Source organism: Rhizobium sp. BR 362, assembly GCF_036528765.1.
Taxonomy (GTDB): Bacteria; Pseudomonadota; Alphaproteobacteria; order Rhizobiales; family Rhizobiaceae; genus Rhizobium.
This window is the reverse complement of the sequence record NZ_JARWGH010000003.1, coordinates 303,854-327,696: the sequence shown is the minus strand read 5'-3', so window position 1 is coordinate 327,696 and position 23,843 is coordinate 303,854. Positions and strand designations below refer to the sequence as shown.

The following is a 23,843-nucleotide window of genomic DNA, read 5'->3' as shown; positions in this document are numbered from 1 at the left end:
CCAATGGGACGGTGCCCCGGAGCGCAACGCCTTTCGAAAAGCGATTCCGGTTTTCTCGATCTTGGGTTAGAACATCCTCGCCCAAGTATGAACGCAACCGGCTGAAGGAGAAGATGCATGTCGTCCAGAAACCTGATCTCCCTATTCCAGACAGAGGTGCATTCATGACCGGCTTCACCGTTCCTCCCGCTCCGCCGCTGACGCTCGTCATCTTCGGCGCAACCGGCGACCTGACGCGCCGGCTTCTGATGCCAACGCTGATCAATATGACCAAGGCCGGTATGTTGGGCGACGATCTGCATGTGCTCGGCGTCAGCATCGAGCCCGGCGGCGACGAGTTCCTCGTCGAGCATCTTGACGCCTTCCTGACGGCGAACGGAATGGAGCAAGCGCAGCAGAGCGACGCCTGGCAGAGATTGAAGACGCGCATCTCTTATATTTCCGGAGACTTCACGCAGGCGGCGATCTATGAGGAAATCACTAGACGGCTACAGCATGCGCCGAGCGCCAATGCCGCTTTCTATTTTGCCGTGCAGCCGCGCTTTTTCGGCGAGATTACCAGCCGCCTCGCCGAGCATCGGCTCCTTGACGAAACCGCCGGCGTTTTTCGGCGCATCGCCATCGAGAAGCCGTTCGGCCATGACCTCGCTTCCGCGCAGATGTTGAACGCGACGCTTCTGCACAGCGCAAACGAGAGCCAAGTTTATCGCATCGACCATTTCCTCGGTAAGGAAACGGTGCAGAACATCATGACGACGCGGTTTGCCAACATGATGATCGAAGCTCTGTGGAACAACAACTACATCGACCATGTGCAGATCACTGCGGCGGAATTGGTGGAGGTCGGTACGCGCGGCAAGTTCTACGACGCGACGGGCGCTTTGCGCGATATGGTGCCGAACCATCTGTTCCAGCTTCTTGCCATGGTGGCCATGGAGCCGCCGAACAGCTTCGACGCAGAATCCGTCCGCAACGAAAAGGGTAAGGTGCTGAAGGCGTTGCGCCATTATTCGCGAGACGAGGCGGCGAAAAACGCGGTGCGAGGCGCCTACGCCGCCGGGCCGCTCGACGGCAAATATCTGCCGGCCTACACGGAGACGCCCGATGTCGCGCCAGACAGCAATACCGAAACCTATGTAGCGCTGAAACTTTTCGTCGACACCTGGCGCTGGGCAGGCGTGCCCTTCTATCTGCGCACGGGCAAGGCGTTGAAGGCGCGTGACACTGAAGTCGTCATCACCTTCCGGCAAGTGCCTTTCGCGCAATTTCCGCGCGTAGCCACGCGACCGGACCTGCCCCCGAACAAGCTGATCATTCAGGTGCAGCCGAACGAAGGGCTGCAGATGGGAATCTCCATCAAATCGCCGGGCTTGGTGCTGAAGACCTCGCCGATCGAGCTGGACTTCCGCTATGCCGACCACTTCGACATCGGTCATCAGACGGGCTATGAATCGCTGCTCTACGAACTCTTCGTCGGAGATCAGACCCTGTTCCAGCGCGCCGACAGCATCGAAGCCGGCTGGGCGGCAGTGCAGCCTTTCCTCGATCTTTGGGCCGACGGCGGCAAACCCGACCCCTATGCGCCGGGTAGCATGGGACCGGCCTGTGCGGACGAGCTCATCGGGCGCGACGGCCGCGTCTGGCATAAGATTGGAGACGATTGAGACATAAGGAAGAAGGCGGCGTGGCGTCTATCCTGCGGCAAACGCTACCTTCAATCCCTCGCCCATGAAGGCGCGATCTTTAGCGCCGCCCTGACCATGGCCAACGCTCCATTGCGTCGGCCAGACCAAACGTTCGAGCCCGGTAGCAGAAGCTCCGGCGAAAGAGGTCCATCCGTCATCGCCCTGCATGCGATAGAGCATGCCGCCCGGACCCATTCCGGCGTGCAAGGCGATATCGACATCGAAGGGCTTGCCTGAAACGAGATCGGGCCCGAACCAGTAATGCGGACTGCGGCCGCGTTCACGTCCAAGGATGAGGGTCAGAGTTTGCCGCGGACCGCGTACGCCAAGCCAGAATGGTGCGATGCTGCCGGGATTGAAGGCAGAAAAGAATGTTTGGGCAGGTGCATGCGCCGTCTCCGGCATTAGGCCCTTTATCCGCAATTCGATGATGCGATCATTGTTCATCGGGCCTGTAAAGCCGGCGGGATGAATCCCTGGGGACAGGTCTTGCCATGCCTCGGGACCGGACGGCTTAAAGGGCCATTGCAATTGCTCACGAACGGCGCCGTTCGTATCCAGCACCTGATAGCGAAAACTGTCCGCATCAAGCGCCGCCTGGATGCAATGAAGATATTCCACACCCTCCGGCATTCTATGGGCGGTGCCTGCGCCGGCGGTGCAGAGCTGCAGAACGCCGCGGTGAACCTGGACGTCGAAGGCGAGGATATGGCTACAGACATAGGCCAGAACCTCTGCTTCGACCAGAATGTCCCAGAATCTCTTGGTGTAATCCGAGCCGATCTCGCGCTGATACGATCCGGAAAACCCGTTGATGGGGAAAACGGGATGATGGCCGAGTACGATCTTGTGACGGGCATCGCTATGCGCCTTCAGCGTCGCCTCCAGCCATTCGGTCTCGACATGGCCCTCGCCGCCGAGACCTGTCCATAGCGTATGAACGAAGACCAGCAGGAGATCACCGCGGCGCACCCAATAAGACAGGCCTTGCTGACCCGGCGGCCCGTTTTCCGGAAGCTGCAGGACCTCGCGAAAGACCTGCTCGCTCATTTCGTCATAGGTGGTGTGGTTGCCGGTCGTGTGCCAAAGCGGTGTCTTTTTCCGATCGAGCCAGCCCATTTCATGCTCGAACCAATGCCGCCATTGCGCCTTCAAAGCCTTGGGATCGTCGGTCAGGCCAATGATTTCGTCGCCCGGAAACAGAATGAACTCCGGCGGCGGATAGAGCCGGCGCAAAACGGCATTGACGGCGGCGAAGGTCTCCTCATGCAGCGCGCCGGGGACGCCGGAACAAGAATCACCGTAGAGCACGAACTGGTGACCAGGCCCGTTCGGCAAAAGAGACGGAATGGCGTTTGCGGACATGGGACTGCCTGTAAGAAATCAAACACCTTCGCCCCACAAGCGGGGAGAAGGTGGGCGAAGACATTGAGCGGCGCGAAATGTCGACGACTCGGATGAGGGGCTTTCTCCGATCCACCCGCAATGCGGAATATGCCATCCCGCCATATCGAGGACTGTCAGCTCATCCATCCTTGCCGAGCCTAAGTGCCTGGCCCCTCACCCTAGTCCTCTCCCCGCGGGCGGGGAGAGGAAATGAAATGGATCAAAGGAACTGGCTCAAGCCCGGTACGGAGTTGACGACCTCGTCGACCACTTCATCGCCGGCATGCTCGCGGGCGGTCGCGATGGTTTCCTTTGCGAGCGAAGAAATTTCGCCCATGTTGAGACCGCTGCTCATCAAGGACTGGCCAAGCGCCATGAGACCGCCACCAGCGCCGACGGCGCTGAGGAGGCCGCCGAGCAGCCCGCCGCCGGACGTTTCTTCACCGTTATATTGCGCCACCAGATCGGAAGCGCCCGGGATGGATTCGATCATCTTAGTGACCGGGCCATCCGGTGCTTCGCGCTGCAGGAAGCCGAGCATCATGCCAACAGCCCTCTCTGCAATATCGGGGGAAATGCCGGCTCTCGTTGCGATCTGATCAATAATCTCGTTCATTCTGGCCTCCTGCCTGTTACTTGTGACGTGAACGTCAACGTAATTGAATGCGCCGACCGACTCAAGTCGGGCCGGGTTGTGCACGACTGTACCGGAAGCATCACCATGAAGCGAACGGTTGTCCCCATTCAAGTCTCTTCTTATAACAGCGTCAGGACAAATCAGTGAATGGGCGCCTGGCAGCTTTCGAGGTCTGCGGCCGCCCAAGGGAGACGAGGCCTGATGCCGCAACAGGATGGACAGATTTTCGTCGGCGCCAGCCGTAGTCCGGACGACAGCATCAACAAGGACGAATATCTGGCGCTGAAATTCGGTAACCGCCATGGTCTCGTCACCGGCGCGACCGGCACCGGCAAGACGGTGACCCTGCAGGTGCTGGCGGAGGGCTTTTCGAAGGCCGGGGTGCCGGTCTTCTGCGCCGACATCAAGGGCGATCTCTCCGGCATTGCCGCCAAGGGCGAGCCGAAGGACTTCCTTTTGAAGCGTGCCGAGGAAATCGGGCTGAAGCCCTATGAATTCGATCAGTTCCCGGTGATCTTCTGGGATCTCTATGGCGAAAAGGGCCATCGCGTCCGCACCACCATTGCCGAGATGGGGCCGCTGCTGCTGGCACGGCTCATGAACGCATCGGAAGCGCAGGAGGGCGTGCTCAACATCGCCTTCAAGATTGCCGACGACAATGGTCTGGCGTTGCTCGACCTTAAGGATCTGCAGTCTCTGCTCAACTATATGGGCGACCATGCCAGCGAGCTTTCCAGCCAGTTCGGGCTTATCTCGAAGTCCTCCGTCGGCTCGATCCAGCGGGCTCTGTTGGTTCTGGAGCAGCAAGGAGCGGAAAATTTCTTCGGCGAGCCGGCACTGCAGATTTCCGACATCATGCGCGTCAGCAATGACGGTTACGGACAGATCTCGGTGCTTGCCGCCGACAAGCTGATGATGAACCCACGCCTTTACGCCACCTTCCTGTTGTGGCTGCTATCCGAGCTCTTCGAGGAACTGCCGGAAGTCGGCGATCCCGATAAGCCGAAGCTGGTGTTCTTCTTCGACGAGGCGCATCTACTCTTCAACGATGCACCAAAGGTGCTGATCGAACGCGTCGAACAGGTCGTGCGCCTGATCCGCTCCAAGGGGGTCGGCGTCTATTTCGTCACGCAGAATCCGCTCGACGTGCCGGAAACCGTGCTCGCCCAGCTTGGCAATCGCGTGCAGCATGCGTTGCGCGCCTATTCGCCGCGCGAACAGAAGGCAGTCCAGACCGCCGCTGAAACCTTCAGACCAAACCCGGCATTCAACTGCGCCGAAGTCATCACCACGCTCGGCACCGGCGAAGCGCTGGTCTCCATGCTCGAAGGCAAGGGGGCACCCTCGATCGTCGAACGCACCCTGATTCGTCCACCCTCCGCCCGCATTGGCCCGGTAACCGATGCCGAGCGCCGGGCCATCGTCAATGCCAGTCCGGTCGCCGGCCTCTATGACGAGACGGTGGATCGTGAATCCGCCTTCGAAATCCTCACCGCCCGTGCCCGCAAGGCTGCAGAGCAGGATGCTGCAAAACCGGACAGCGGAAGCGCCGGCGGCCGCTGGACGCTCCCCGGCTTCGGCGGCGACGATGACAAACCCGCAAGCCGCGGCCGTTCCGGCTATCAGCGCGAGACGATCGTGGAAGCAGCGATGAAGAGCATGGCGCGTACAGTCGCGACACAGGTCGGCCGGGCACTGGTTCGCGGGATTCTGGGTAGCTTGAAACGGTAGCAGAACACCTTCTCCCCTCGGGGAGAAGGTGCCTGAAGGGCGGATGAGAGGGAGCACAGCGACGAATATCATAAGCCGTGCTCGAAAACCGGTTCCCCAGGAATGCCCCTCAATCCGCGCTATGCGCGACCTTCTCCCCGAGAAGGAGAAGGTAGAGATTTACCGCGTCGGCGCAACGAGCGAGAAGAATGCACCTTGCGGGTCGGTGCACTGGACGATCCAGCTACCACCGGGGACTTCCATCGGACCGTTGACGATCTTGCCGCCGCCTTCGTTGACGCGGCCGACGGCAGCATCGATCGCCGGGACGTTGAAATAGAAGTTCCAGGCCGCCATCGGCATTTCCGCAGGCTTGGTCATGATGCCGCCGAAGTCGCGGTCGCCGATCTTGAAGATCTTGTAGGTGCCCATCGGCCACATGTCGAAATCGGAGCTCGATTCCCAGCCGAACATGTCACGGTAGAAATCGAAGGCTTTCGGGCCATCGCCGGCGTAGAGCTCGTGCCAGCCGATATAGCCGGGAGCATTTGGCTCCGACGGCTGCCAATCCTGGCCCGGCAACGGCGTGAAGATGCAGAAAGCGGCGCCGTAGGGGTCGGAGACGACGGCGAAGCGGCCGACACCCGGAATGTCCCCCGGCTCGCGATAGACCCTGCCGCCTTTTGCGGCGATCGTCTTGGCGGCCTCGTCGACATTGGGCACGCCGATATAACCGGTCCAGCAAGGCGGAGTGCCCATGGCCTTGGCCTCTTCCGGCAGAATCATCATACCGGCAACGGGGCCGGCGCCGGCGCTGAACAGGGTATAGGCCATTTCGATGTCCGGCATCCCGGCATCCTTGGCGTCCCAGCCGACTACCTTGCGGTAGAAGGCCTCCCCCGCGGCCATGTCGGTCGTCATGAGTTCGTACCAGACAAAATATCCCTTCTCAGCCATTGCAGCTCTCCCTATTGCTTGCGGCGGTAATTGGCGATCATGAATTCCTTCCAGCTTCCGTCCGGTTGGCGGACGCTTGAGGAAAAGATGCGTTCATTGTCGTTGATGAATGTGATGGCTTCACGATAGCTGGCCGACTGGCCTTGATGTTCAAAATCCGGCCCTGACGTGTCGAGCAGCAGCGTGCGGCCGGTCTGATCGAGAGCGCCTTCGTAAACCCACATGTGGTTCATCATGCTGCCGACCCAGGTGCCGGTATATTTGCCCTTCTCGGGATCATAGCCGAGGGTCAGCAATGTCGCGGCGGCGCCGCCGCCTGGCATTGTCCCCTCTCCCTCGCACAGAAACCAAATGCCATGCAGCGAGCGGACGGTCTCCGTCCCGGTGCCATGGTCGATCTTGCCCTCGGGATCGGTGGCGTTAACCTCCCATGTGCCGAGGAGTTTCTGCAGGAATGTGTGCTGTTCCGTCAGTTCCGCCTTCATCGCGTCCCTCCTCTGCGATCGGCCGAGCCTTATACGCCGTAGTGCTCTAAACACGGCATTTCGGATTTTTGTTCCGGCGCGGCCTCCCGAAAAAGTCGCGCCGCTGAGCCGTTATGCTTCAGTGACAGGAGGACTGCGCCTTTGGGGCTTCCTCATATTCGTCGTGGCGACGCACGAAATCCATGGTGCTGCCTTCGTTGCGGCCCTTCGGCGCATTGTCGAGGATCATCAACGTGCCGATCATCTCCTCGCCGCCGCGGGCATAGCTGGAATAGGTGTGGAAGATATTCCCGGTTTCATCCTTGTAGAACGCGCTGAGCCCAGGAAGCTCGTCGTGGCCGTTCTTGGCGTCCATGGCAGAGAAATTGTAGAACACCTTTTCGCCGGCGAGCTGCTCTGGCGTAAAGGAGACGTGGTAGTCGAAATTGAAATCGTTGGCGAAAGACGACACCCAGGGAAATTTCCAGCCCATACGCTTCTTGTAAGCCTCGATCTTCTCGATCGGCGCGCGGGCAACGGCAACGAGGGTGACGTCGTGGTGATTGAGATGTGGCAAGGCACCGTCGAAATGATCAGCGAGGAACGAGCAACCGGGACATCCGGCTTCCCAGTTCGGACCGAGCATGAAGTGATAGACGATGAGCTGACTGCGGCCGTCAAAGAGTTCCGCAAGCGATTTCTTGCCGGTAGGCGTGTCGAAAAAATAATCCTTGTCGACCTTGACCCAGGGCAGCGCCAAACGCTCGGCATTGATACGGTCACGCAAATGCGTCGCTTCTTTCTCCTTGGCAAGCAGCTCGCGGCGAGCCTCCAGCCACACCTCGCGTGAAACGATTTGGTTCATCGTCGCGCCCTCCTCCGGCGTCCACTTCTCACCAAACTTGACAAATAGATTGATATCAATATTAGTAAACCATGTCAAACGTGATTGAGATTCCTTTCGAGACAACACTATTGGTGCGCGATACCTGCCTTTGCCTGCATGTGCAGCGCGCCGCTCGGGCCTTGGCGCGCCGTTTCGATGAAGCCCTGAGGCCGCTCGAACTCACAAATGGCCAGTTTTCTCTGATGATGTCGCTGAACAGGCCAGAACCGGCGGCCATGGGGCCGGTCGCAACCCTGCTTGCAATAGATCAGACGACACTGACGGCGGCCTTAAAGCCGCTGACACGGCGGGGCTGGGTGACCATTCTGCCCAATCCCAGGGATCGGCGTGCCCGGCTGCTCAGCCTGACGCCATCGGGAAAAGCGGTGCTTGCGGCCGCCGTGCCGATCTGGAAAGTGACTCATGCCGAGGTGGAAGCACGGCTGCCCGACGGCAATGCGGACCGGTTGCGGCGTGACCTGCTCGCGCTGTCTTAAGCGCTATTTCGCATGCGGGGATCGGCGCCAAAATCGCCGCGCGCGAAACCGATGCGGCTTTTTGGAAAATCGCAGAGTGCCTGCACGCCCGCCGGCGACAGCCGGATGCGCCAGGTCTGCCGTTCGACGGGTTCGCGTGCGGCAAAGGCATGCGCCGTCAGAAGCGCAATATTCTTCCCGCCTTGTGGATCCCTGACGGATCGGTAGAGCATCGCCTGGATACCCCCTGCCCGCGCTGCGTCGGCGAGTGACTGGCAAGCTTCGTAGCTGACGGGATCGGTCCAGGCCTCGCGATCCTGGTCCAACGGCGAACGGGTCAAGTCGATCGCCTCTTTCGTGGCGATCGCCGCGGCAAAGGCGGTATATTCCGCGGCATTGGCGGGCAACGGCGTCTCCGGAGAATCGGCAAAGAAAAGCAGCCTGTAAAAGCTCATTTCGGCCAGCGCCGTTTCAACCCGTTCCGAAGCATAGAAGACGCCCAGGGTACGCCCCGCCCGTCTGAAGCGTGAGCCGTGCGGATAGATCGCTCCGTAGCGGAAGGGGGTCGCCAGCAGATAATCCAGGCCGGCGCATTCCGGCGGCAGCGCCGGCTTGCTCTCCTCCAGCAGATGCTCGAGAAGCGCCTGTTCTTCCAGCGTATCGACCAGCTTCAACGTCGAGACCTGATGCTGTGCCTCCACCAGCCGCCAATAGTGGCCGGAAATCGGCCGGGCCTCAGACGAGAGCGCGGCGGGCGTCCAGATAGGCAAGGACATCGGTCAATCCGGATATGGAGGTGATCTTTTCGAGCGGCGTCGCGCCGAAGGCGAGATTGACGTTGCGCAGCCATTGCCGCGCCACGGCCTCATCGCCGCCGACAATGGCATCGAGCGAGCGGAACAGGCGCACGAAAAGAACGGCGAGTTCAAATGGCTTGCTGTGCCGCTCCAGAAGATGATCCTGCCGCTTCATGCGCGACACCGTTGCTTCCGAAACGCCGATGACGGCAGCGAGCATGCGCGCATTCAATCCCAACCGCTCCGCCGCATTGACGACCGCCTTGGTAATGACCAGAGCCTCGCCCGGATTTGCAAGACCGATCACTTGAGCATGTGTCATGGCTATATCCTTTCTTAGGAAAAAATATAGCAAGTTTCTTGCAAAAGAAAAGGAGCGACATGCAGGGAAATGCATGCCGCTCCTTTATGGCATCCGTTCCATCAGTTCGAAAGATGGAAAGCCTATCCTCAGGCAACCGTGACCGGCACTTCCGTCGAGGTGCGCATGGCGTGGCTATAGGGGCAGACGATGTGAGCGGCAGCCACGAGCTTTTCAGCTTCGGCCTTGTCCATGCCGGGAATGTGAACCGACAGAGAGACCTCGATACCGAAGCCGCCGCCATCCTCACGCGGACCGACGCCGACCGTTGCCGTCACCTTGGCGTCTTCCGGAATCTTGACCTTCTGCTGGCCGGCAACAAATTTCAGAGCGCCGAGGAAGCAGGCGGAATAGCCCGCAGCGAAGAGTTGTTCAGGATTGGTGCCGGTAGCCCCGTCACCGCCAAGTTCCTTCGGCACGGTCAGGGTGACGTCAAGAACGCCATTTTCGGAAACGGCGTGGCCTGCACGGCCGCCGGTGGCAGAAGCCTTGGTGGTGTAGAGGATAGGCATGTCAGATCTCCTTTGCGAGTTGAACGACTGTTGTATATAGCGCGATTTAATCGTGCGCAACTTATTTTTGCGATTTGATTTTGAAAAGTGAACCTGTGACAATGACATCAACAAAAAACTGGCGGAGCAGTGATGACGGACAAGGTGGAGGAGCGGGCAATCCCGGATGAGGAAAAGCGGCTGGAACGGCAACTCTGTTTTGCCGTCTACGCGACCGCACATGCCTTCAATCGCGCCTACAAGCCGATCCTCGATCGTGTCGGCCTGACTTATCCGCAATACCTGGTGATGCTGGTGCTCTGGGAAAAAGGTTGTCAGCCGGTCAAGACAATCGGCGAGCAGCTTGATCTCGATTCAGGCACGCTCTCGCCGCTGTTGAAGCGCCTCGAGCAAGCCGGCCTGATCGGGCGCATGCGCGACCCCAAGGACGAACGACAAGTCATCGTTTCATTGACGGACAAGGGCGCCGCCATGAAATGCCAGGTCAATTCGATCATGGCCGCCATCGTCGAAGCTGCTGGCTGCGACATGGATGAAATGGCCAGTCTGCGAGAGCAACTACAGCGGCTACGAGCGAATTTAACGGCTGATGAGAGCCGTTAAATTCCATTCGTCAAAAACTTAAGCCTGCGTCACCAAAATCGGTGCACGTTCCGGCACGCGGTCGTAGAGATCGATGACATCCTGATTGAGCAGACGGACGCAGCCCGAGGAAACCGCCTTGCCGATGGAGCGCCAATCGGGATTGCCGTGCAGACGGTAGAGCGAGTCCTGCTTATCCTCGAAAATATAAAGGGCGCGCGCACCGAGCGGATTGGTCAAGCCCGGCTCCATGCCGCCGTTGGCAATGGAATATTTGACGAGTTCCGGCTGGCGGGCGACCATTTCGTCCGGCGGATTCCAGCGCGGCCACTTCTTGCGCCACTGGATCACACCGCGGCCCTGCCAGGCAAAGCCTTCGCGCCCGACGCCGATGCCGTAGCGCATAGCCGTGCCGCCCGGCTCGGTAACATAGAGGAAGCGCTCGCGCGTATTGACGACGACGGTGCCCGGCGGCTCGCCGGTCGGATCGACAACGCGCTGACGATAATATCTTGGATCGATCTGCTGATAGGGTATTGCCGGAAGATGAAAGCCGCCATCGTCCATGGCCGCATAGATCACAGCCGGGTCCGGCTGCTCGCCATTATAGCTCGAAAGCCAGCCGCCGAGGGGGCGATAGGTAGAGCCGTTATACTGCACAGGACTGACGATCGGGTTGCTCTCGACCGTGGAAGCACAGCCGGCAAGCGTCGAAACGGCGCCAATGCCCGCGAGGGCTAGGAAATTTCGTCGGGAAAGAGAAGAAGGCAGGCTCATGTCGACAGCATCATTCCTGTTGGAAGGGAAGCGGAAACCCGAAACGATACGATTCGGTTCCCGGCAAGATTCGCAGAGACAAGAATAAAACTAAAGAGCACAGCCAAGCCCGGCTATCGCACTTATGCAACATCACGAAAATTTGTTTCAATCTGCCGTTACAAAACCACGACTTCGGCCTTTGCAGACACGCGATTGAAGAGATCGATCACATCCTGGTTCAGCATGCGGACGCAGCCGGATGACGCTTCTTTGCCGATCGACTGCCAATCCGGCGTGCCGTGGATGCGATAGAGCGTATCCTTGCCATTCTGGAAAATATAAAGGGCGCGGGCGCCGAGCGGATTGGTCGGCCCAGGATTCATGCCACCGCGCTGCGCCGAAACCGGCTTGATCTCCGGTTCGCGAGCCACCATTTCGGCCGGCGGCGTCCAGCGCGGCCATTTCTGCTTCCATTGGATGACGCCTCTGCCATGCCAGGCATAACCGGCTGCGCCAAGGCCGACGCCGTAGCGCATCGCCCTACCGCCCGGCTCGACGAAATAAAGATAGTGGCCCCTTGTATCGACGACGATCGTGCCGGGTCTTTCATTGGTTCGGTAGTCCACTTCCTGACGCAGAAATCGCGGATCTATCCGCTTATATGGAATCGCCGGCAGGGTGAAATCGTCTTCGCTCTTCTGCGCATACATGGCCTGATGCACCGGATTGAACGTCGGCAGGCCATAGGTCTGGTTGAATTGGGTGCGGAAGAGATCGCGCGCCTGCGGCACCGGCTGTACCGGCAAGCGTTTCACCTTCTGCGGATCGATGCCTTCCGGCTGATAGAAGATAGGCGCGGTTTCCTGCACAAACCGATCGGGATCGGTCGCCCCGGTATCGGGAATAATGCTGCAGCCGGACAACGCAGAAAGTGCGGCAACGACAAGCAGGCGACGGGAAGCGGGCAGGAGATCGGCCATGATCGGGAACCAGTTGAATATGGATCGGTCAGCCGCATGATGACCGACGCGGCTGGCGCGAAGCTGGCGTCGGACGCGAAGATATTGCGCCAATAAGGCAAACTTCTGTTTTACCTTGCCCTGGCTTGGGTTAGACCATTGAGGCACGGAGGATGGCATGAATATCGACAGTCTCGACCCGAACGTTTTTGCTCCGGTAAGTCGCGAGGCATGGCTCAAGCTGGTGGACCGGGCGCTGAAGGGCGCGGATTTCCAGGAGGCGCTGGTATCGCGAACGGATGACGGCATCGCAATCGAGCCGCTTTATGCCCGCCGCGCCGATGCGGCGCCTTTGGCCCGCCGCCACACCGACCGACCTTGGATCGTCAGCCAGCGCATGGATGATCCGGATATCGAACGCGCTTTCATCCAGCTCGGCGACGATCTCGCCAAAGGCTGCACCGGCATCAGCCTGATCTCGAAAGCCAGCCCTTCGGCCTGTGGTGCCGGCGTGGGCGGGAACATTGAGACGCTTGCGGCAAGATTGGCGGCTGCGGTTTCGGGCAATTCCATCTCGCTGCGCCTTGACGGTTTCTCGCCGGCCTTTGCGTCGGCATCGGCGTCGGCGCTCGGGAAGAGCCAACATCTCCCGACCATGCATTTCGGCCTCGACGTTTTCGCCTCCGGCAGCACGGTGCAGGAGTTGACGGGGAGCTTCGAACGCCTGCGGGATGCCGGATTTGCCGGCACCCTCTTCAATGCCGACGGCCGTGCCGTGCACAATGCCGGGGGAACGGAGGCGCAGGAACTGGCCGTCGTGGCGGCGGCTCTCGTCGGCCATCTGAAACTATTGGACAAGGCAGGCTTTGCGCCGGAGGTGACCCTCAACGCCGCAAGTCTCTGCCTGTCTGCCGATCAGAACCAATACATCACCATGGCGAAAGCTCGCGCCGCACGCTTGCTCTTTGCCCGCATCGCGGAGCTCTGCGGCATTTCCGAACCGCCTGCCGCCCACCTCTACATGGAAACGAGCTACCGCATGCTCAGCCGGCTCGACCCGGAAACCAACATTCTGCGCAACACGATAGCCGTCTTCTCCGCCGGCACGGGGGGCGCCGACGAGATTTCCGTGCTGCCGCACAGCTTGACCCATGGCATTCCCGATCCGCTGGCACGGCGCCTGGCCCGCAATACCCAGACCGTCCTGATTGCCGAAAGCCATCTCGACCATGTCGTCGATCCGGCCGCCGGGGCTGGCGGTATCGAAGCGCTGACCGAGGCTTTGGCGGAAAAGGCCTGGGAAATTTTTGGAGGCATTGAGCGGGACGGCGGGCTTGCGGGGATTATCGCTAGTGGCCGGTTGACGGCGATGGTGGCCGAGGCGAGAACGAACCGCGCGACAAAACCGATTGTGGGGACGACATTGTTTGCTGCGAAGGCGGAGCGACCGGTTGTGGTCGCGGGAGAATTGGGGCCTGTGGCGGAGTGTATGGGGCTGACGCCGGTGCGGTTGGATGAGGTCGCGGCATGACGGCGTCTGTAGAGTTCGTGGAGAGTGCAATACCCCTCTCTGTCGCTTTCGCGACATCTCCCCCACAAGGGGGGAGATCGTTGGGACTTTGCCATTTACTCCGTGACAAAATCCAACACCGTTTCAGCGGATCAGATGCCCATGTGAGGCAAAGACGTGCTGCAGGCTACCAATCTCCCCCCGTGCGGGGGAGATGTCACGAAGTGACAGAGGGGGGTGACGCAGGCGCGGCATATGTGGAGGTATCGGCCCTATGACCCATGTCCCCGATTTCACCAATATCAGTTGGAAAAAACCACAAACCAAAACAACAACTACCGACGCCCCAGCTTGGCAGACCCCAGAGGACATCGCCGTCAAGCGCCTCTATGACACGGCTGACCTCGCCGGTTTGAACTTCCTCGACACCTATCCCGGCGCGGCTCCCTTCGTCCGCGGCCCCTACCCTACCATGTATGTCCAGCAACCCTGGACCATCCGGCAATATGCGGGTTTCTCCACCGCCGAGGAATCGAATGCCTTTTACCGCCGCAATCTCGCGGCCGGCCAGAAAGGGCTCTCCGTCGCCTTCGATCTTGCCACCCATCGCGGCTATGACAGCGACCATCCGCGCGTTGCCGGGGATGTCGGCATGGCTGGCGTGGCGATCGATTCCATTCTCGACATGCGGCAGCTTTTCGACGGCATCCCGCTTGGCGAGATGAGCGTGTCGATGACCATGAACGGCGCGGTGCTGCCGGTGATGGCGCTTTATATCGTCGCCGCCGAGGAGCAAGGGGTTTCCGAGAACAAGCTCTCGGGCACGATCCAGAACGACATTCTTAAGGAGTTCATGGTCCGCAACACCTACATCTATCCGCCGCAGCCCTCGATGCGGATCGTTTCCGACATTTTCAGCTATACCAGCCAGCGGATGCCGAAATTCAATTCGATCTCGATTTCCGGCTACCATATGCAGGAAGCCGGTGCGACGGCGGATCTGGAACTCGCCTACACGATCGCGGACGGTATCGAATATGCCCGCGCCGGTGTCGCCGCCGGGCTCGATATCGACAGCTTCGCGCCGCGCCTCTCCTTCTTCTGGGCGGTCGGCATGAATTTCTTCATGGAAGTCGCCAAGATGCGCGCGGCACGGCTGATCTGGGCCGCATTGATGCAGAAGAACTTTGCGCCGAAGGATGGGAAGTCGCTGGCGCTTCGCACCCACAGCCAGACATCCGGCTGGTCGCTGACGGCGCAGGATCCGATGAACAACATCATCCGCACCATGGTCGAAGCGATGGCGGCGACACAAGGCCATACGCAATCCCTGCACACCAACTCCTTCGACGAAGCGCTTGCGCTGCCGACAGATCATTCAGCCCGCATCGCCCGCAACACGCAGATATTGCTGCAGAAGGAATCCGGCACGACCGGCATCATCGATCCTTGGGGCGGCTCGGCCTATGTCGAGCGGCTGACGCATGATCTGGCAGCCCGCGCACTCACCCATATCGAAGAGGTCGAGGCGCTCGGCGGCATGGCAAAGGCGATCGAAAAGGGCATTCCGAAACTCCGGATCGAAGAGGCGGCCGCCCGCACGCAAGCGCGCATCGATAGCGGCCACCAAACCGTCGTCGGCGTCAATTTCTCGCGACCGGAACAGGATATCGAAGTCGACGTGCTGAAGGTCGACAATTCCGAGGTCCGCGCCCGCCAGCTTTCCAAGCTGCAGCAGTTGAAGGGCACGCGCGAGACGGCGGCGGTGGAGACGGCTCTGGACGCACTGACGGATGCTGCACGCAGCGGCACCGGCAATCTGCTGGATTTCGCCGTCAAGGCGGCGCGCGCGAGAGCGACGGTCGGCGAAATCTCGCTGGCGTTGGAAAAGGCCTATGGCCGACATGTTGCAGAGATCAGAACCATATCCGGCGTCTACCGCAAGGAAGTCGGCACTGCCGATCCGCTGTTCAACACAGCGGTTGCCAAGGTGGAAGCTTTTCGCAAGGCAAAGGGGGAGAAGCCCCGCATCCTCGTCGCCAAGATGGGGCAGGACGGACATGATCGCGGGCAGAAGGTCATTGCCACAGCCTTCGCCGATCTCGGCTTCGATGTCGTCGTGGGCGCCATGTTTCAGACGCCGGAGGAAGTGGCCGATCTCGCGGTTCGCGAAGGCGCCGACATCATCGGTGCATCGTCGCTTGCCGCCGGCCATCTGACGCTGGTGCCGGAGCTCAAGGAAGCGCTGATGCGCCGCCATGCGGGCCGCATCCTCATCGCCGTCGGCGGCGTGATCCCGCCTCAGGATTTCGCGGCATTGGAAGCTGCCGGCGCAGACGCGATTTTCCCGCCGGGAACGGTGATTGCCGAGGCGGCGGCGGCGGTGGTGGATCGGTTGATGCGCTAACCCCTAGGCCGCCACGCTCCTGAAAAATTGGATGCTCTGTTCGATCTCGCCCGGCAGCGCCGAGTTGTGATTGCCCTGTACCGTCGCCAGCTCCATTTTTACGCCGGCGGCGAGAGCGCGCTTCGAAAGCAGCGCCGCCCGGGCCTGCAAAGTGCCCTCTTCGCTGGCGTGCATGACCTTCAAGGGGCATTTGAAGCTATGGGCATAGCAGACCGGCGACCGCATCTGAAATTCGCGCGGATTTTTCGCGTTGAAGCGGATGTCCTCCGGATAACGATGGAAGAAGGCAAAGGCATCCGGATTGCCTGACATGGGAGCGGCCGCGCGGAAGCGTTTGGCCGACATTGCCGCCAGCATTGCCAGCGTGCCGCCGACGCTATGGCCCGCGAGGAACAGACGGTGCGGATCGACGCCCGGCAGATGGCGCAAACGATTAGATGCGGCGAGAACGTCGGCAACCTCGTCATAGAAGCCCGAGAAATTGCCCTTTTGGCCGTTTTCGCCGCGCATCGACGGGATCATGACCACGTAGCCGGCCTCGATATAGGGCTTCATCGGCAGCCAATGGCCCTGACCGATGGCATTGCCGCCGTGGAGAAAGAGTACCGCGGGCTTCGGCTTCGGCGTGCGCTCGTAGCGCGACACCCAGGCAACGAGTTCCAGCTCGCCGCCGAGACCGCTGCGATAGAAAATCTGATCGGCGTCCGATGGGGCGACCAACGGCTCATATTTGTCGGGCGCCGGCCCCTTATTCAGAAGGTCGGTGCGAAACTTATGGCGCTCCTTGGCATAATCGCCAGTCAGAAGCGGCGGCTCAGCCACCGCGACGGCCGGTTTGCCAGTCTGCGGATCCATAACCTTGGCATCGACCGATTTGGCAACAGGAGCCGCGGTTTCGGCAGCTCGGGCGATATTGGGAGCAAAAAGGGTAACGGCAAGGCCAGATAGAAGGGTGCGGCGAGTGGGGCGAAATGCATTGTCTTCAGACGTTGTCATATGCTCTGTCCAAATATGCCCGGCGGATCAAAATCTGCACGGGTTGAAAGGCGAGGCCAACTCACATTGTGGTGAGGAATCGACCTGTCCTATTCATCAACGGGAGGAGCCTTGGCGTCAATTAGGGCCACCAAATTTTCCAGCCGATCCGCCTCATAGGGCGGCTTGTCGGGTCTCAGACGAGCAATTCGTGGAAAACGCATGGCAACGCCGGATTTATGCCGCGTCGAGCGATTGATCCCTTCGAAGGCGACTTCGAGAACGAAGCCGAAATCGCGATCGGCCCTGACCGCTCTTACCGGGCCAAAACGGTCGATCGTATTGTTGCGCACGAACTTGTCGAGCACTTCCAGTTCGGCATCCGTGAAGCCGAAATAGGCCTTGCCGACCGGCACAAGTTGTTCGCCCTCCGGTGTCATCGACCAGACGCCGAAGGTGAAATCGGAATAATAGCTCGAACGCTTGCCATGGCCGCGCTGGGCATACATCAGCACGGCATCGACATTGTATGGGTTGCGCTTCCATTTGAACCACGGCCCCTTGGCGCGGCCGGCGAGATAGGCGCTGTCGCGGCGCTTGATCATGACGCCTTCTATAACCGGATCGGGCGGTGCCGAACGTAGTTGGTCCAACTCCTCCCAAGAGGTAAAATTCACCAGCGGCGAGAGATCGAACCGATCGTGGGGCGCAGCTTCGATAATTTCCGTCAACCGCTCGCGCCTATCGAGAAAGCCGCGGGCACGCACGTCCTCTTCACCGTCGAACAGCAGATCATAGGTACGGATGAAGGCTGGATATTCCTCCAGCATCTTCGTCGTCACCGTCTTGCGGTTCAATCGCTGCTGCAGGTCGGAGAAGGTGCGGGTCGGGCTGTTGGAACGCGATGTGCCCCCGACCAACAATTCGCCGTCCACCACACCCTCGAAGCTGATGGCGTCGACAATATCTGGAAAGGCGCCGGAAATATCGTCGCCGGAGCGGGAATAAAGCTTGCTGGTCATACCCGCCCGCGAAAGCTGCACGCGGATGCCGTCCCATTTCCACTCCGCAGCATAATCCAGAGGATTGAGCCCATCGAGATCGCCGGGCTCGACGGCATTGGCGAGCATGACGGAATGAAAGATCGCCGGCGTCGCCAGCACGGGTTTGTCGCCTTTGCCCTCCAGCCATTGGAAGAGGCTTTCATAGGGCGGCTGCAATCCATGCCACAGCGTTTCGATCTCGGTCACGTCCTTGCCGCTCAGCTCCGCCAATGCCTGCTTGGCAAGCCGCGCCGACACGCCGATGCGCAGCGCACCGGTGGCGAGCTTCAGGAAGGCAAAACGGCCTGACGTGTCCAGCCGGTCGAGCAGGTCGCGAACGAAGCTGCGTACCTCGGTACGCCCCAGCGCATTCATCCGACGCACCACCTCGCCAAGCTTAGGTTGCTCGCCCGCCGGGCGGACGATATCGCTTTCCTTGTCCCAGACGAGCGAAATGGTCTCGGCGAGATCGCCGACGTAATCATAGGAATAATGAAACAGCACTTCGTCCATGCGTTCCAGCACAAGCTCGCGCAGCATGGCCGGCTTGACGTTGCGCACCTCCAGCGTGCCGGCGATTGCAGCGAGACCATAGCCGCGATCGGGGTCGGGCGTGTCGCGAAAATAATCGATAAGCAGCTTCAGCTTGCCGTTGCGGCTCGGCGTCAGCACCAGGCGATCGAGGAGATCGGCAAAGGCTTTCATCAATCACCCTCATCCTCATAGCCGATCAGATGCAGCGGCTTGGCCGGAATGCCTTGCAATTGGCACCAGCGCACAAGAGCCTCTTCGCGTCCATGGGTGACCCAGACTTCGGACGGCTTCAACTCCGAGATGGTTTCGGTCAGCTCCGGCCAATCGCAATGATCCGAAATGACCAGAGGCAGCTCGACGCCGAGCTGCTTGGCGCGCTGACGCACCATCATCCAGCCAGACGCAAAGGCAGGCAGGGGCTCATGGAACCGCCGCGCCCAGCGATCGGCAAAAGCCGAGGGCGGCCCGACGACGATCGCGCCCTTGAAGATCGATTGGTCCCGGCTTTCGATCGTCGCCGGCAATAACTCGCCAAGCACGATCCCCTGTCCGGCGTAGTAACTGCACAGCGTCTCCAGCGCGCCGTGAATATAGATCGGCCTGTCGTACCCAGCATCGCGCAACAGCCGGATGACGCGCTGCGCCTTGCCGAGTGCATAGGCGCCGATCAGATGCGTGCGTTCGGGAAATTGCCGCAGCGAAGCCAAGAGTTTCGCCGTCTCGTCCATCGGATCGGGATGATGAAAGACGGGAAGTCCGAACGTCGCCTCGGTAATGAAGACGTCGCAGGCAACAGGCACGTAGGCGGCGCAGGTCGGGTCCGGCCGCCGCTTGTAATCGCCGGATACGACGATGCGCAGCCCGTCCTTCTCCACCGCGATCTGTGCGGAACCGAGGACGTGTCCGGCCGGATGAAACCGCACCCGAACGCCGTTGATGGTCAGCTCCTCGCCGAAACCAACCGGCTGCTCCGATCCAGCGAAATGATCGCCATAGCGTATCCGCATGATGTCCAGGGTTTGGCGGGTGGCGAGCACGCGGCCATGGCCGGCGCGGGCATGGTCGGAATGTCCATGCGTTATCAACGCTCGCTCGACCGGCCGCACCGGATCGACATAGAAGCCGCCGATCGGGCAGAACAGCCCCTCAGGGGCGGGATACAGCAGTTGATCCGGTCTCATGGGACAAAAGATAGCGTGATTTATGCAATTATGTAGCGATCATTGACGCTTTTTGATCGAGTTCGCTTTCAAAGCCGTCCGTCGGGCAGATCGAAAACCAGGACATCTTCGCTGTACGCCTTGGCTTTCGCAACGACAACGCCATTCGGATCGACGATCGCGGTACTGCCGTAACTCACCCAACCATCATCGTTGCTGCCGACAACATCGGCCGACATGACCCAGCATCTCGTATGCTTGGCACATATCCGCAAACTCTCGATGGCCGGCCTATGCCACTTTTCCGCCTTGTGGGGGCGAAGCATCAAGTTGACCGGATTGCAGATGAGACGGGCGCCCTTCCTGGCGAGCCGGACCGCCGTGTAGGGATATCTGAGATCCGAACAGATATTGATGCCGAAGCACCAATTGCCGAGTGCCCAGACCGGAAAATCGGTCCCCGGCGTGCAGCCCCTTTCGATGGGATGCACCTTGGCGTAGACCCCGCTTATCCGACCCGCCCTCGCGACCACCGCGCTGTTGTAAACCGACTCCCCTCGCCGCTCGAAGAGGCCGATGATCGCGGTGGTCTTCCCCGATGCACAGCGGGCGATCAAGGCATTCAGGGCAGGATCATCGAGTGAGAGTGCACGCCGCCTGGCAAGTGCCGGTTCATAGCTGTGTCCCTGAAGATAGCATTCGGGGAAAAGGGCAAGGTCGATGCCTTGCTCATCGGCCCACGTCAAGTCGCGCGAAAGCACATCCCCGACCTCATCGAGGGCATCGAACAGCGCTCGGCGTTGAAAGGCTGCAACCCGCATGTCGAAGGACTAACATGATTCCTGAGTTCCCACAGCTCGAAACCCTCTACTTCATCATCCGTTCGAAGCGCCGGTCCGGTATCAGCCATATACAGGCGACGACGAAATAGATGCCGAGGGAAATGAACGGGTTTACGGCGGCAAGTATGATCGCGAGGATATAAAGGCTAACGGAAAGTCCAGCCTTACCATCCGAACCGAGCGTGTGAGCAAAATCGGACTCCCTGCCATGCACGCGGATCAGCATTCGCCCGAGAATGTAGTAGGCGAAACCGCACATCAACAAGACGACGCCATAAACCATCACGGGAGTCATGGCGAAGTCGTTATCGTCCATCCAGCCGGTGGCGAAGGGCATCAAAGACAGCCAGAACAGCAGATGCAGATTGGCCCAAAGCACGCCGCCCCTGACATGCTTCACCGCCTGGAACATATGGTGGTGATTGTTCCAGTAGATGCCGACGTAGACGAAGCTTAGAACATAGGAAAGCAGCGTCGGGATCAGTGGAATCAGCGCCTGCAGCCCCTCGCCATGCGGCGCTTTCAATTCCAGCACCATGATGGTGATGATGATGGCGATCACGCCATCGGAAAAGGCCTCGATACGCCCCTTGCCCATAAATCGATTTCCCCTCTTCGCGCCAAGCCCCCGTCAGAATCAATGAGGGGCCTGCGTATATGGGGCAGAATTACAGCGGACAGGGATGGGTTCAAGCGAGGCGATCACCGGCCCTTGCGAGAATCGTCGCGATCTCCCCTGGCCCGACCGGCCGAGAGAAATAAAAGCCTTGGGCGTCGTGGCATTGAGCCTGACGCAGGAACTCGAGTTGCTCGTCCGTTTCCACGCCTTCGGCGACGACCGCCAGACGCAGCCGGCGCGCGAGCGAGATGACAGCGGAGGCGATGGCGACGGTCGTCTCGTCGCGTGGCAAGGCCTCGACGAAGGAACGGTCCATTTTGAGACGGTCGAAGGGGAAAGTCTTCAACGCCGCCAGGCTGGAATAGCCGGTGCCGAAATCGTCGATAGACAGGCGTACGCCAAGCGCCTTCAGCGCCTGCATGACATGCAAGGCGCGGGGCACGTCATGCATCAGCGTGCTCTCCGTCAATTCAAGCTCCAGCCATTGCGGCTCGAGGCCGCTTGCCTCCAGAGCTTCGGTGACGTGCGCGGCAAGCGCCGGATCGCCGAATTGCCGAGCCGAAACATTGACGGCGATCGTGACCGGCGGCAGGCCCATCGCCTGCCATTCCTTGGCCTGCCGACAGGCCTCGTTCAGCACGAACAAGCCGAGTGGGATGATCAGCCCGGATTCTTCCGCTCGCGGGATGAACTGACCGGGCGGCATCATGCCGTAGCGCGGATGACGCCAGCGCACCAGCGCTTCCAATCCGACGATGCGACCGCTCGCGACATCGACCTGCGGCTGGTATTCCAGGAAGAACTGCTTGGCGCCGATGGCGCTACGCAATTCTTCCTGCTCGCTCAGCGGCATGACGCCAGCCGCGTCGGACCTATGAATATAATATTGCAGCCGGTTGCGGCCATGCTCCTTGGCCTTGTACATGGCCGCGTCGGCGCAGGCGATCAACTCATCCGGCGTCTCTCCATCGGCCGGAAAGGCCGCGACACCGATGCTGCTCGTCACGGCGATCTCGATTTCCCCGATCACCACCGGCTGCGTAATCGCCTTCTGCAGTTCACGCAGCCGCCGGGTGATGCCGGTGTCGTGGCGCGACTGATGGACGATGACCAGCAGGAATTCGTCGCCGCCGAGGCGCACCACCATATCGGAGGCCCTGAGGCTGTCGACCATGCGGGCGGTCAGCTCCTTCAACAGCTCGTCGCCGGCGCTGTGGCCGCGGCTGTCGTTGACCTGCTTGAAGTTGTCGAGATCGACGTAGGCGACCGTAACCTTGCGACCGTTTCGGCGAGCCTTGAACAGGATCTTCGCCATGTTCTCCTTGAGAAAGGCACGGTTCGGCAGACCGGTCAGGTCGTCATGATGGGCCATGAAATAGGCGCGGTCCTCGGCGCGCTTGCGCTCGATGGCAATCCCGGCGATGTGGGTCGCCATGGCGACCAGCTCCAGCTCGCGTTCGGTCGGCTCACGCACGGTACCGGAATAGAGCGCGAAAGTGCCGAGAACGTTGCCCTGTGACGTCATGATCGGCGTCGACCAGCACGAGCGCAGGCCATATTGCGCGGCTAGAACAGAAAACTCTTCCCAGAGCGGATCCGTCTGGGTGTCGTAGACGAAGACCGGCTTGCCGCGCCAGGCCGCCGTGCCGCAGGAGCCGACTTTCGGGCCGATGGCGATACCGTCTATCAGGCGGCTGTAGGCGGCGGGCAGATTGGGGGCCGCGCCGTGGGAGAGATGGATGCCTTCGGGATCGAGCAGCAAGACCGACCCTTTCATGTCGGTCATTTGATCCTCGACCATCAATACCAGCGCCTCGAGGATCATTTCGATCGGCTCGCTTTTGGCAATCATTTCCAAGAGCTCGGCCTGGTTGCGGCGCAGATGCTCCTGGCGTTTGCGTTCGGTGATATCGCGCGAAATGCAGATCAGCCCGATCACCTCACCGCGATCGTTGCGCAGCGGCAACTTCGAGGTCAGCCGATAGACTGGCTTACCGCTGCTTGCAGAGGGAATAACGTCCTCCATATCGAGCCGCGGCTTGCCGGTCGCGATGATTTCCTGCTCGATACGGTAGTATTTCGTAGCGCGCTCCAACGGCACCAAATCGAAATCGGTCTTGCCGGTGAGCGCGCTTGCTCTTTCCAAGCCAAGACTTTTTGCCGTGGCGGAATTGGCGAAGACGAAGCGGCTTTCCCGATCCTTGACGAAGAGAAAATCCGGCAGTTCATGCACGATCGCCTTGAGGCGCAATTGCTCGATGCCATCGGCAACGTGGTGCGCGTTCGCCGCCATCAGCGCCTGTGTGGCTGCCAACAGGCGCTCCGTCTCGATATCGAGCGAACGGCCGCGCTCGCCCGTGCGGGCGTGCTGAAGTGCCGGCTTATTCATGATGCGCATTCTCCCACCCCAGCCGCAGGCGCGGCTCTATTCAAATGTCACAACCGAAACGCGATCATTATAGTTCCTGCTTCCTTCAAGGCTCTTAAAGGGATGGGTGAACGAAAGAATAAAAGGGTGAAAACTGCGAAAAATCGGAGGCCCTATTCCACGAAACCAGGCCTTTCCCGTATCAAATCGGCAC

At 60.3% G+C, this 23,843-nt stretch carries 22 protein-coding genes; 6 read left to right on the top strand and 16 right to left on the bottom strand.

Annotation, left to right across the window (positions count from 1 at the left end; all coding sequences use genetic code 11):
- Positions 1–164 precede the first annotated feature (164 nt).
- Positions 165–1,664, top strand: a complete 1,500-nt coding sequence (gene zwf, locus QDY28_RS06030; RefSeq protein ID WP_331380773.1) for a glucose-6-phosphate dehydrogenase — start codon at positions 165–167, stop codon at positions 1,662–1,664.
- Between the two features lie 27 nt (positions 1,665–1,691).
- Here zwf and QDY28_RS06025 read toward each other — a convergent pair whose 3' ends face one another.
- Complete coding sequence (locus QDY28_RS06025) at positions 1,692–3,050, bottom strand: metallophosphoesterase family protein (RefSeq protein WP_331380772.1); 1,359 nt, start codon at positions 3,048–3,050, stop codon at positions 1,692–1,694.
- Positions 3,051–3,291: 241 nt separating this feature from the next.
- Positions 3,292–3,687: a hypothetical protein gene (locus QDY28_RS06020; protein ID WP_331380771.1), complete on the bottom strand. Its 396-nt coding sequence runs from the start codon at positions 3,685–3,687 to the stop codon at positions 3,292–3,294.
- Positions 3,688–3,909: 222 nt separating this feature from the next.
- On the opposite strand from QDY28_RS06020, the gene QDY28_RS06015 reads away from it, so the two are divergent.
- On the top strand, positions 3,910–5,439 hold the full coding sequence (locus tag QDY28_RS06015; protein WP_331380770.1) for a helicase HerA-like C-terminal domain-containing protein: 1,530 nt from the start codon (positions 3,910–3,912) through the stop codon (positions 5,437–5,439).
- 159 nt (positions 5,440–5,598) lie between these two features.
- On the opposite strand, the gene QDY28_RS06010 is transcribed toward QDY28_RS06015, so the two are convergent.
- The 3 genes from QDY28_RS06010 to QDY28_RS06000 all read right to left on the bottom strand — a co-directional run bounded on the left by QDY28_RS06010 (position 5,599) and on the right by QDY28_RS06000 (position 7,704).
- Complete coding sequence (locus QDY28_RS06010; RefSeq protein ID WP_331380769.1) at positions 5,599–6,375, bottom strand: VOC family protein; 777 nt, start codon at positions 6,373–6,375, stop codon at positions 5,599–5,601.
- 11 nt (positions 6,376–6,386) lie between these two features.
- Positions 6,387–6,860, bottom strand: a complete 474-nt coding sequence (locus QDY28_RS06005; protein WP_331380768.1) for a DUF1579 domain-containing protein — start codon at positions 6,858–6,860, stop codon at positions 6,387–6,389.
- 118 nt (positions 6,861–6,978) lie between these two features.
- Positions 6,979–7,704, bottom strand: coding sequence for a DUF899 domain-containing protein (locus QDY28_RS06000; RefSeq protein WP_331380767.1), 726 nt, complete (start codon positions 7,702–7,704; stop codon positions 6,979–6,981).
- Positions 7,705–7,775: 71 nt separating this feature from the next.
- Here QDY28_RS06000 and QDY28_RS05995 point away from each other — a divergent pair, with 71 nt between their 5' ends.
- Positions 7,776–8,222, top strand: a complete 447-nt coding sequence (locus QDY28_RS05995; protein WP_331380765.1) for a MarR family winged helix-turn-helix transcriptional regulator — start codon at positions 7,776–7,778, stop codon at positions 8,220–8,222.
- Here QDY28_RS05995 and QDY28_RS05990 read toward each other — a convergent pair.
- The 3 genes from QDY28_RS05990 to QDY28_RS05980 form a co-directional block, all read right to left on the bottom strand.
- Complete coding sequence (locus QDY28_RS05990; RefSeq protein ID WP_331380764.1) at positions 8,219–8,977, bottom strand: RES family NAD+ phosphorylase; 759 nt, start codon at positions 8,975–8,977, stop codon at positions 8,219–8,221. The genes QDY28_RS05995 and QDY28_RS05990 overlap by 4 nt on opposite strands.
- Positions 8,937–9,320, bottom strand: a complete 384-nt coding sequence (locus QDY28_RS05985) for an antitoxin Xre/MbcA/ParS toxin-binding domain-containing protein (protein WP_331380763.1) — start codon at positions 9,318–9,320, stop codon at positions 8,937–8,939. The genes QDY28_RS05990 and QDY28_RS05985 overlap by 41 nt, the downstream gene beginning before the upstream one ends.
- 128 nt (positions 9,321–9,448) lie before the next feature.
- Positions 9,449–9,871 carry an organic hydroperoxide resistance protein gene (locus tag QDY28_RS05980; protein WP_331380762.1) on the bottom strand — a complete coding sequence of 141 codons (423 nt, stop codon included), beginning with the start codon at positions 9,869–9,871 and terminating at the stop codon, positions 9,449–9,451.
- A 132-nt stretch (positions 9,872–10,003) separates the two neighbouring features.
- On the opposite strand from QDY28_RS05980, the gene QDY28_RS05975 reads away from it, so the two are divergent.
- A complete protein-coding gene (locus QDY28_RS05975; protein WP_331380761.1) occupies positions 10,004–10,474 on the top strand; it encodes a MarR family winged helix-turn-helix transcriptional regulator in 471 nt (156 codons plus the stop codon).
- Positions 10,475–10,492: 18 nt separating this feature from the next.
- Here QDY28_RS05975 and QDY28_RS05970 read toward each other — a convergent pair whose 3' ends face one another.
- Both QDY28_RS05970 and QDY28_RS05965 read right to left on the bottom strand, forming a co-directional pair.
- Positions 10,493–11,230: a L,D-transpeptidase family protein gene (locus tag QDY28_RS05970; protein ID WP_331380760.1), complete on the bottom strand. Its 738-nt coding sequence runs from the start codon at positions 11,228–11,230 to the stop codon at positions 10,493–10,495.
- Positions 11,231–11,388: 158 nt separating this feature from the next.
- Positions 11,389–12,192: a L,D-transpeptidase gene (locus QDY28_RS05965; RefSeq protein ID WP_331380876.1), complete on the bottom strand. Its 804-nt coding sequence runs from the start codon at positions 12,190–12,192 to the stop codon at positions 11,389–11,391.
- A 157-nt stretch (positions 12,193–12,349) separates the two neighbouring features.
- On the opposite strand from QDY28_RS05965, the gene QDY28_RS05960 reads away from it, so the two are divergent.
- Both QDY28_RS05960 and scpA read left to right on the top strand, forming a co-directional pair.
- Positions 12,350–13,702 (top strand): methylmalonyl-CoA mutase family protein, encoded by a 1,353-nt coding sequence (locus QDY28_RS05960; protein ID WP_331380759.1) that lies wholly within the window; start codon positions 12,350–12,352, stop codon positions 13,700–13,702.
- 253 nt (positions 13,703–13,955) lie between these two features.
- Positions 13,956–16,088, top strand: a complete 2,133-nt coding sequence (gene scpA / locus QDY28_RS05955) for a methylmalonyl-CoA mutase (RefSeq protein WP_331380758.1) — start codon at positions 13,956–13,958, stop codon at positions 16,086–16,088.
- 3 nt (positions 16,089–16,091) lie between these two features.
- Here the strand turns inward: scpA and QDY28_RS05950 are convergent, their stop codons facing one another.
- The 6 genes from QDY28_RS05950 to QDY28_RS05925 form a co-directional block, all read right to left on the bottom strand.
- Positions 16,092–17,084, bottom strand: coding sequence for an alpha/beta hydrolase family protein (locus QDY28_RS05950; protein WP_331380757.1), 993 nt, complete (start codon positions 17,082–17,084; stop codon positions 16,092–16,094).
- A gap of 89 nt (positions 17,085–17,173) precedes the next feature.
- On the bottom strand, positions 17,174–18,811 hold the full coding sequence (locus QDY28_RS05945) for a cisplatin damage response ATP-dependent DNA ligase (RefSeq protein WP_331380756.1): 1,638 nt from the start codon (positions 18,809–18,811) through the stop codon (positions 17,174–17,176).
- Positions 18,811–19,821, bottom strand: coding sequence for a ligase-associated DNA damage response exonuclease (locus QDY28_RS05940; protein ID WP_331380755.1), 1,011 nt, complete (start codon positions 19,819–19,821; stop codon positions 18,811–18,813). Before QDY28_RS05940 ends, QDY28_RS05945 begins: the two co-directional genes overlap by 1 nt.
- 68 nt (positions 19,822–19,889) lie before the next feature.
- Positions 19,890–20,621: a carbon-nitrogen hydrolase family protein gene (locus QDY28_RS05935; RefSeq protein ID WP_331380754.1), complete on the bottom strand. Its 732-nt coding sequence runs from the start codon at positions 20,619–20,621 to the stop codon at positions 19,890–19,892.
- 46 nt (positions 20,622–20,667) lie between these two features.
- Complete coding sequence (locus QDY28_RS05930; RefSeq protein WP_331380753.1) at positions 20,668–21,240, bottom strand: TMEM175 family protein; 573 nt, start codon at positions 21,238–21,240, stop codon at positions 20,668–20,670.
- A gap of 91 nt (positions 21,241–21,331) precedes the next feature.
- Positions 21,332–23,650, bottom strand: coding sequence for a sensor domain-containing protein (locus tag QDY28_RS05925; protein WP_331380752.1), 2,319 nt, complete (start codon positions 23,648–23,650; stop codon positions 21,332–21,334).
- Positions 23,651–23,843: the final 193 nt, after the last annotated feature.

What these genes read in the sequence shown, in the direction of transcription:
- QDY28_RS06020 (WP_331380771.1), bottom strand. Translation starts at nt 3,687, where the DNA reads ATGAACGAGATTATTGATCAGATCGCAACGAGAGCCGGCATTTCCCCC.
- QDY28_RS05975 (WP_331380761.1), top strand. Translation starts at nt 10,004, where the DNA reads ATGACGGACAAGGTGGAGGAGCGGGCAATCCCGGATGAGGAAAAGCGG.
- QDY28_RS05935 (WP_331380754.1), bottom strand. Translation starts at nt 20,621, where the DNA reads ATGCGGGTTGCAGCCTTTCAACGCCGAGCGCTGTTCGATGCCCTCGAT.
- QDY28_RS05965 (WP_331380876.1), bottom strand. Translation starts at nt 12,192, where the DNA reads ATGGCCGATCTCCTGCCCGCTTCCCGTCGCCTGCTTGTCGTTGCCGCA.
- QDY28_RS05960 (WP_331380759.1), top strand. Translation starts at nt 12,350, where the DNA reads ATGAATATCGACAGTCTCGACCCGAACGTTTTTGCTCCGGTAAGTCGC.
- QDY28_RS05950 (WP_331380757.1), bottom strand. Translation starts at nt 17,084, where the DNA reads ATGACAACGTCTGAAGACAATGCATTTCGCCCCACTCGCCGCACCCTT.
- QDY28_RS05970 (WP_331380760.1), bottom strand. Translation starts at nt 11,230, where the DNA reads ATGAGCCTGCCTTCTTCTCTTTCCCGACGAAATTTCCTAGCCCTCGCG.
- QDY28_RS05990 (WP_331380764.1), bottom strand. Translation starts at nt 8,977, where the DNA reads ATGTCCTTGCCTATCTGGACGCCCGCCGCGCTCTCGTCTGAGGCCCGG.
- QDY28_RS06010 (WP_331380769.1), bottom strand. Translation starts at nt 6,375, where the DNA reads ATGGCTGAGAAGGGATATTTTGTCTGGTACGAACTCATGACGACCGAC.
- QDY28_RS05930 (WP_331380753.1), bottom strand. Translation starts at nt 21,240, where the DNA reads ATGGGCAAGGGGCGTATCGAGGCCTTTTCCGATGGCGTGATCGCCATC.
- scpA (WP_331380758.1), top strand. Translation starts at nt 13,956, where the DNA reads ATGACCCATGTCCCCGATTTCACCAATATCAGTTGGAAAAAACCACAA.
- QDY28_RS05940 (WP_331380755.1), bottom strand. Translation starts at nt 19,821, where the DNA reads ATGAGACCGGATCAACTGCTGTATCCCGCCCCTGAGGGGCTGTTCTGC.
- QDY28_RS06025 (WP_331380772.1), bottom strand. Translation starts at nt 3,050, where the DNA reads ATGTCCGCAAACGCCATTCCGTCTCTTTTGCCGAACGGGCCTGGTCAC.
- QDY28_RS06005 (WP_331380768.1), bottom strand. Translation starts at nt 6,860, where the DNA reads ATGAAGGCGGAACTGACGGAACAGCACACATTCCTGCAGAAACTCCTC.
- zwf (WP_331380773.1), top strand. Translation starts at nt 165, where the DNA reads ATGACCGGCTTCACCGTTCCTCCCGCTCCGCCGCTGACGCTCGTCATC.
- QDY28_RS05945 (WP_331380756.1), bottom strand. Translation starts at nt 18,811, where the DNA reads ATGAAAGCCTTTGCCGATCTCCTCGATCGCCTGGTGCTGACGCCGAGC.
- QDY28_RS06015 (WP_331380770.1), top strand. Translation starts at nt 3,910, where the DNA reads ATGCCGCAACAGGATGGACAGATTTTCGTCGGCGCCAGCCGTAGTCCG.
- QDY28_RS05995 (WP_331380765.1), top strand. Translation starts at nt 7,776, where the DNA reads ATGTCAAACGTGATTGAGATTCCTTTCGAGACAACACTATTGGTGCGC.
- QDY28_RS05980 (WP_331380762.1), bottom strand. Translation starts at nt 9,871, where the DNA reads ATGCCTATCCTCTACACCACCAAGGCTTCTGCCACCGGCGGCCGTGCA.
- QDY28_RS06000 (WP_331380767.1), bottom strand. Translation starts at nt 7,704, where the DNA reads ATGAACCAAATCGTTTCACGCGAGGTGTGGCTGGAGGCTCGCCGCGAG.
- QDY28_RS05925 (WP_331380752.1), bottom strand. Translation starts at nt 23,650, where the DNA reads ATGAATAAGCCGGCACTTCAGCACGCCCGCACGGGCGAGCGCGGCCGT.
- QDY28_RS05985 (WP_331380763.1), bottom strand. Translation starts at nt 9,320, where the DNA reads ATGACACATGCTCAAGTGATCGGTCTTGCAAATCCGGGCGAGGCTCTG.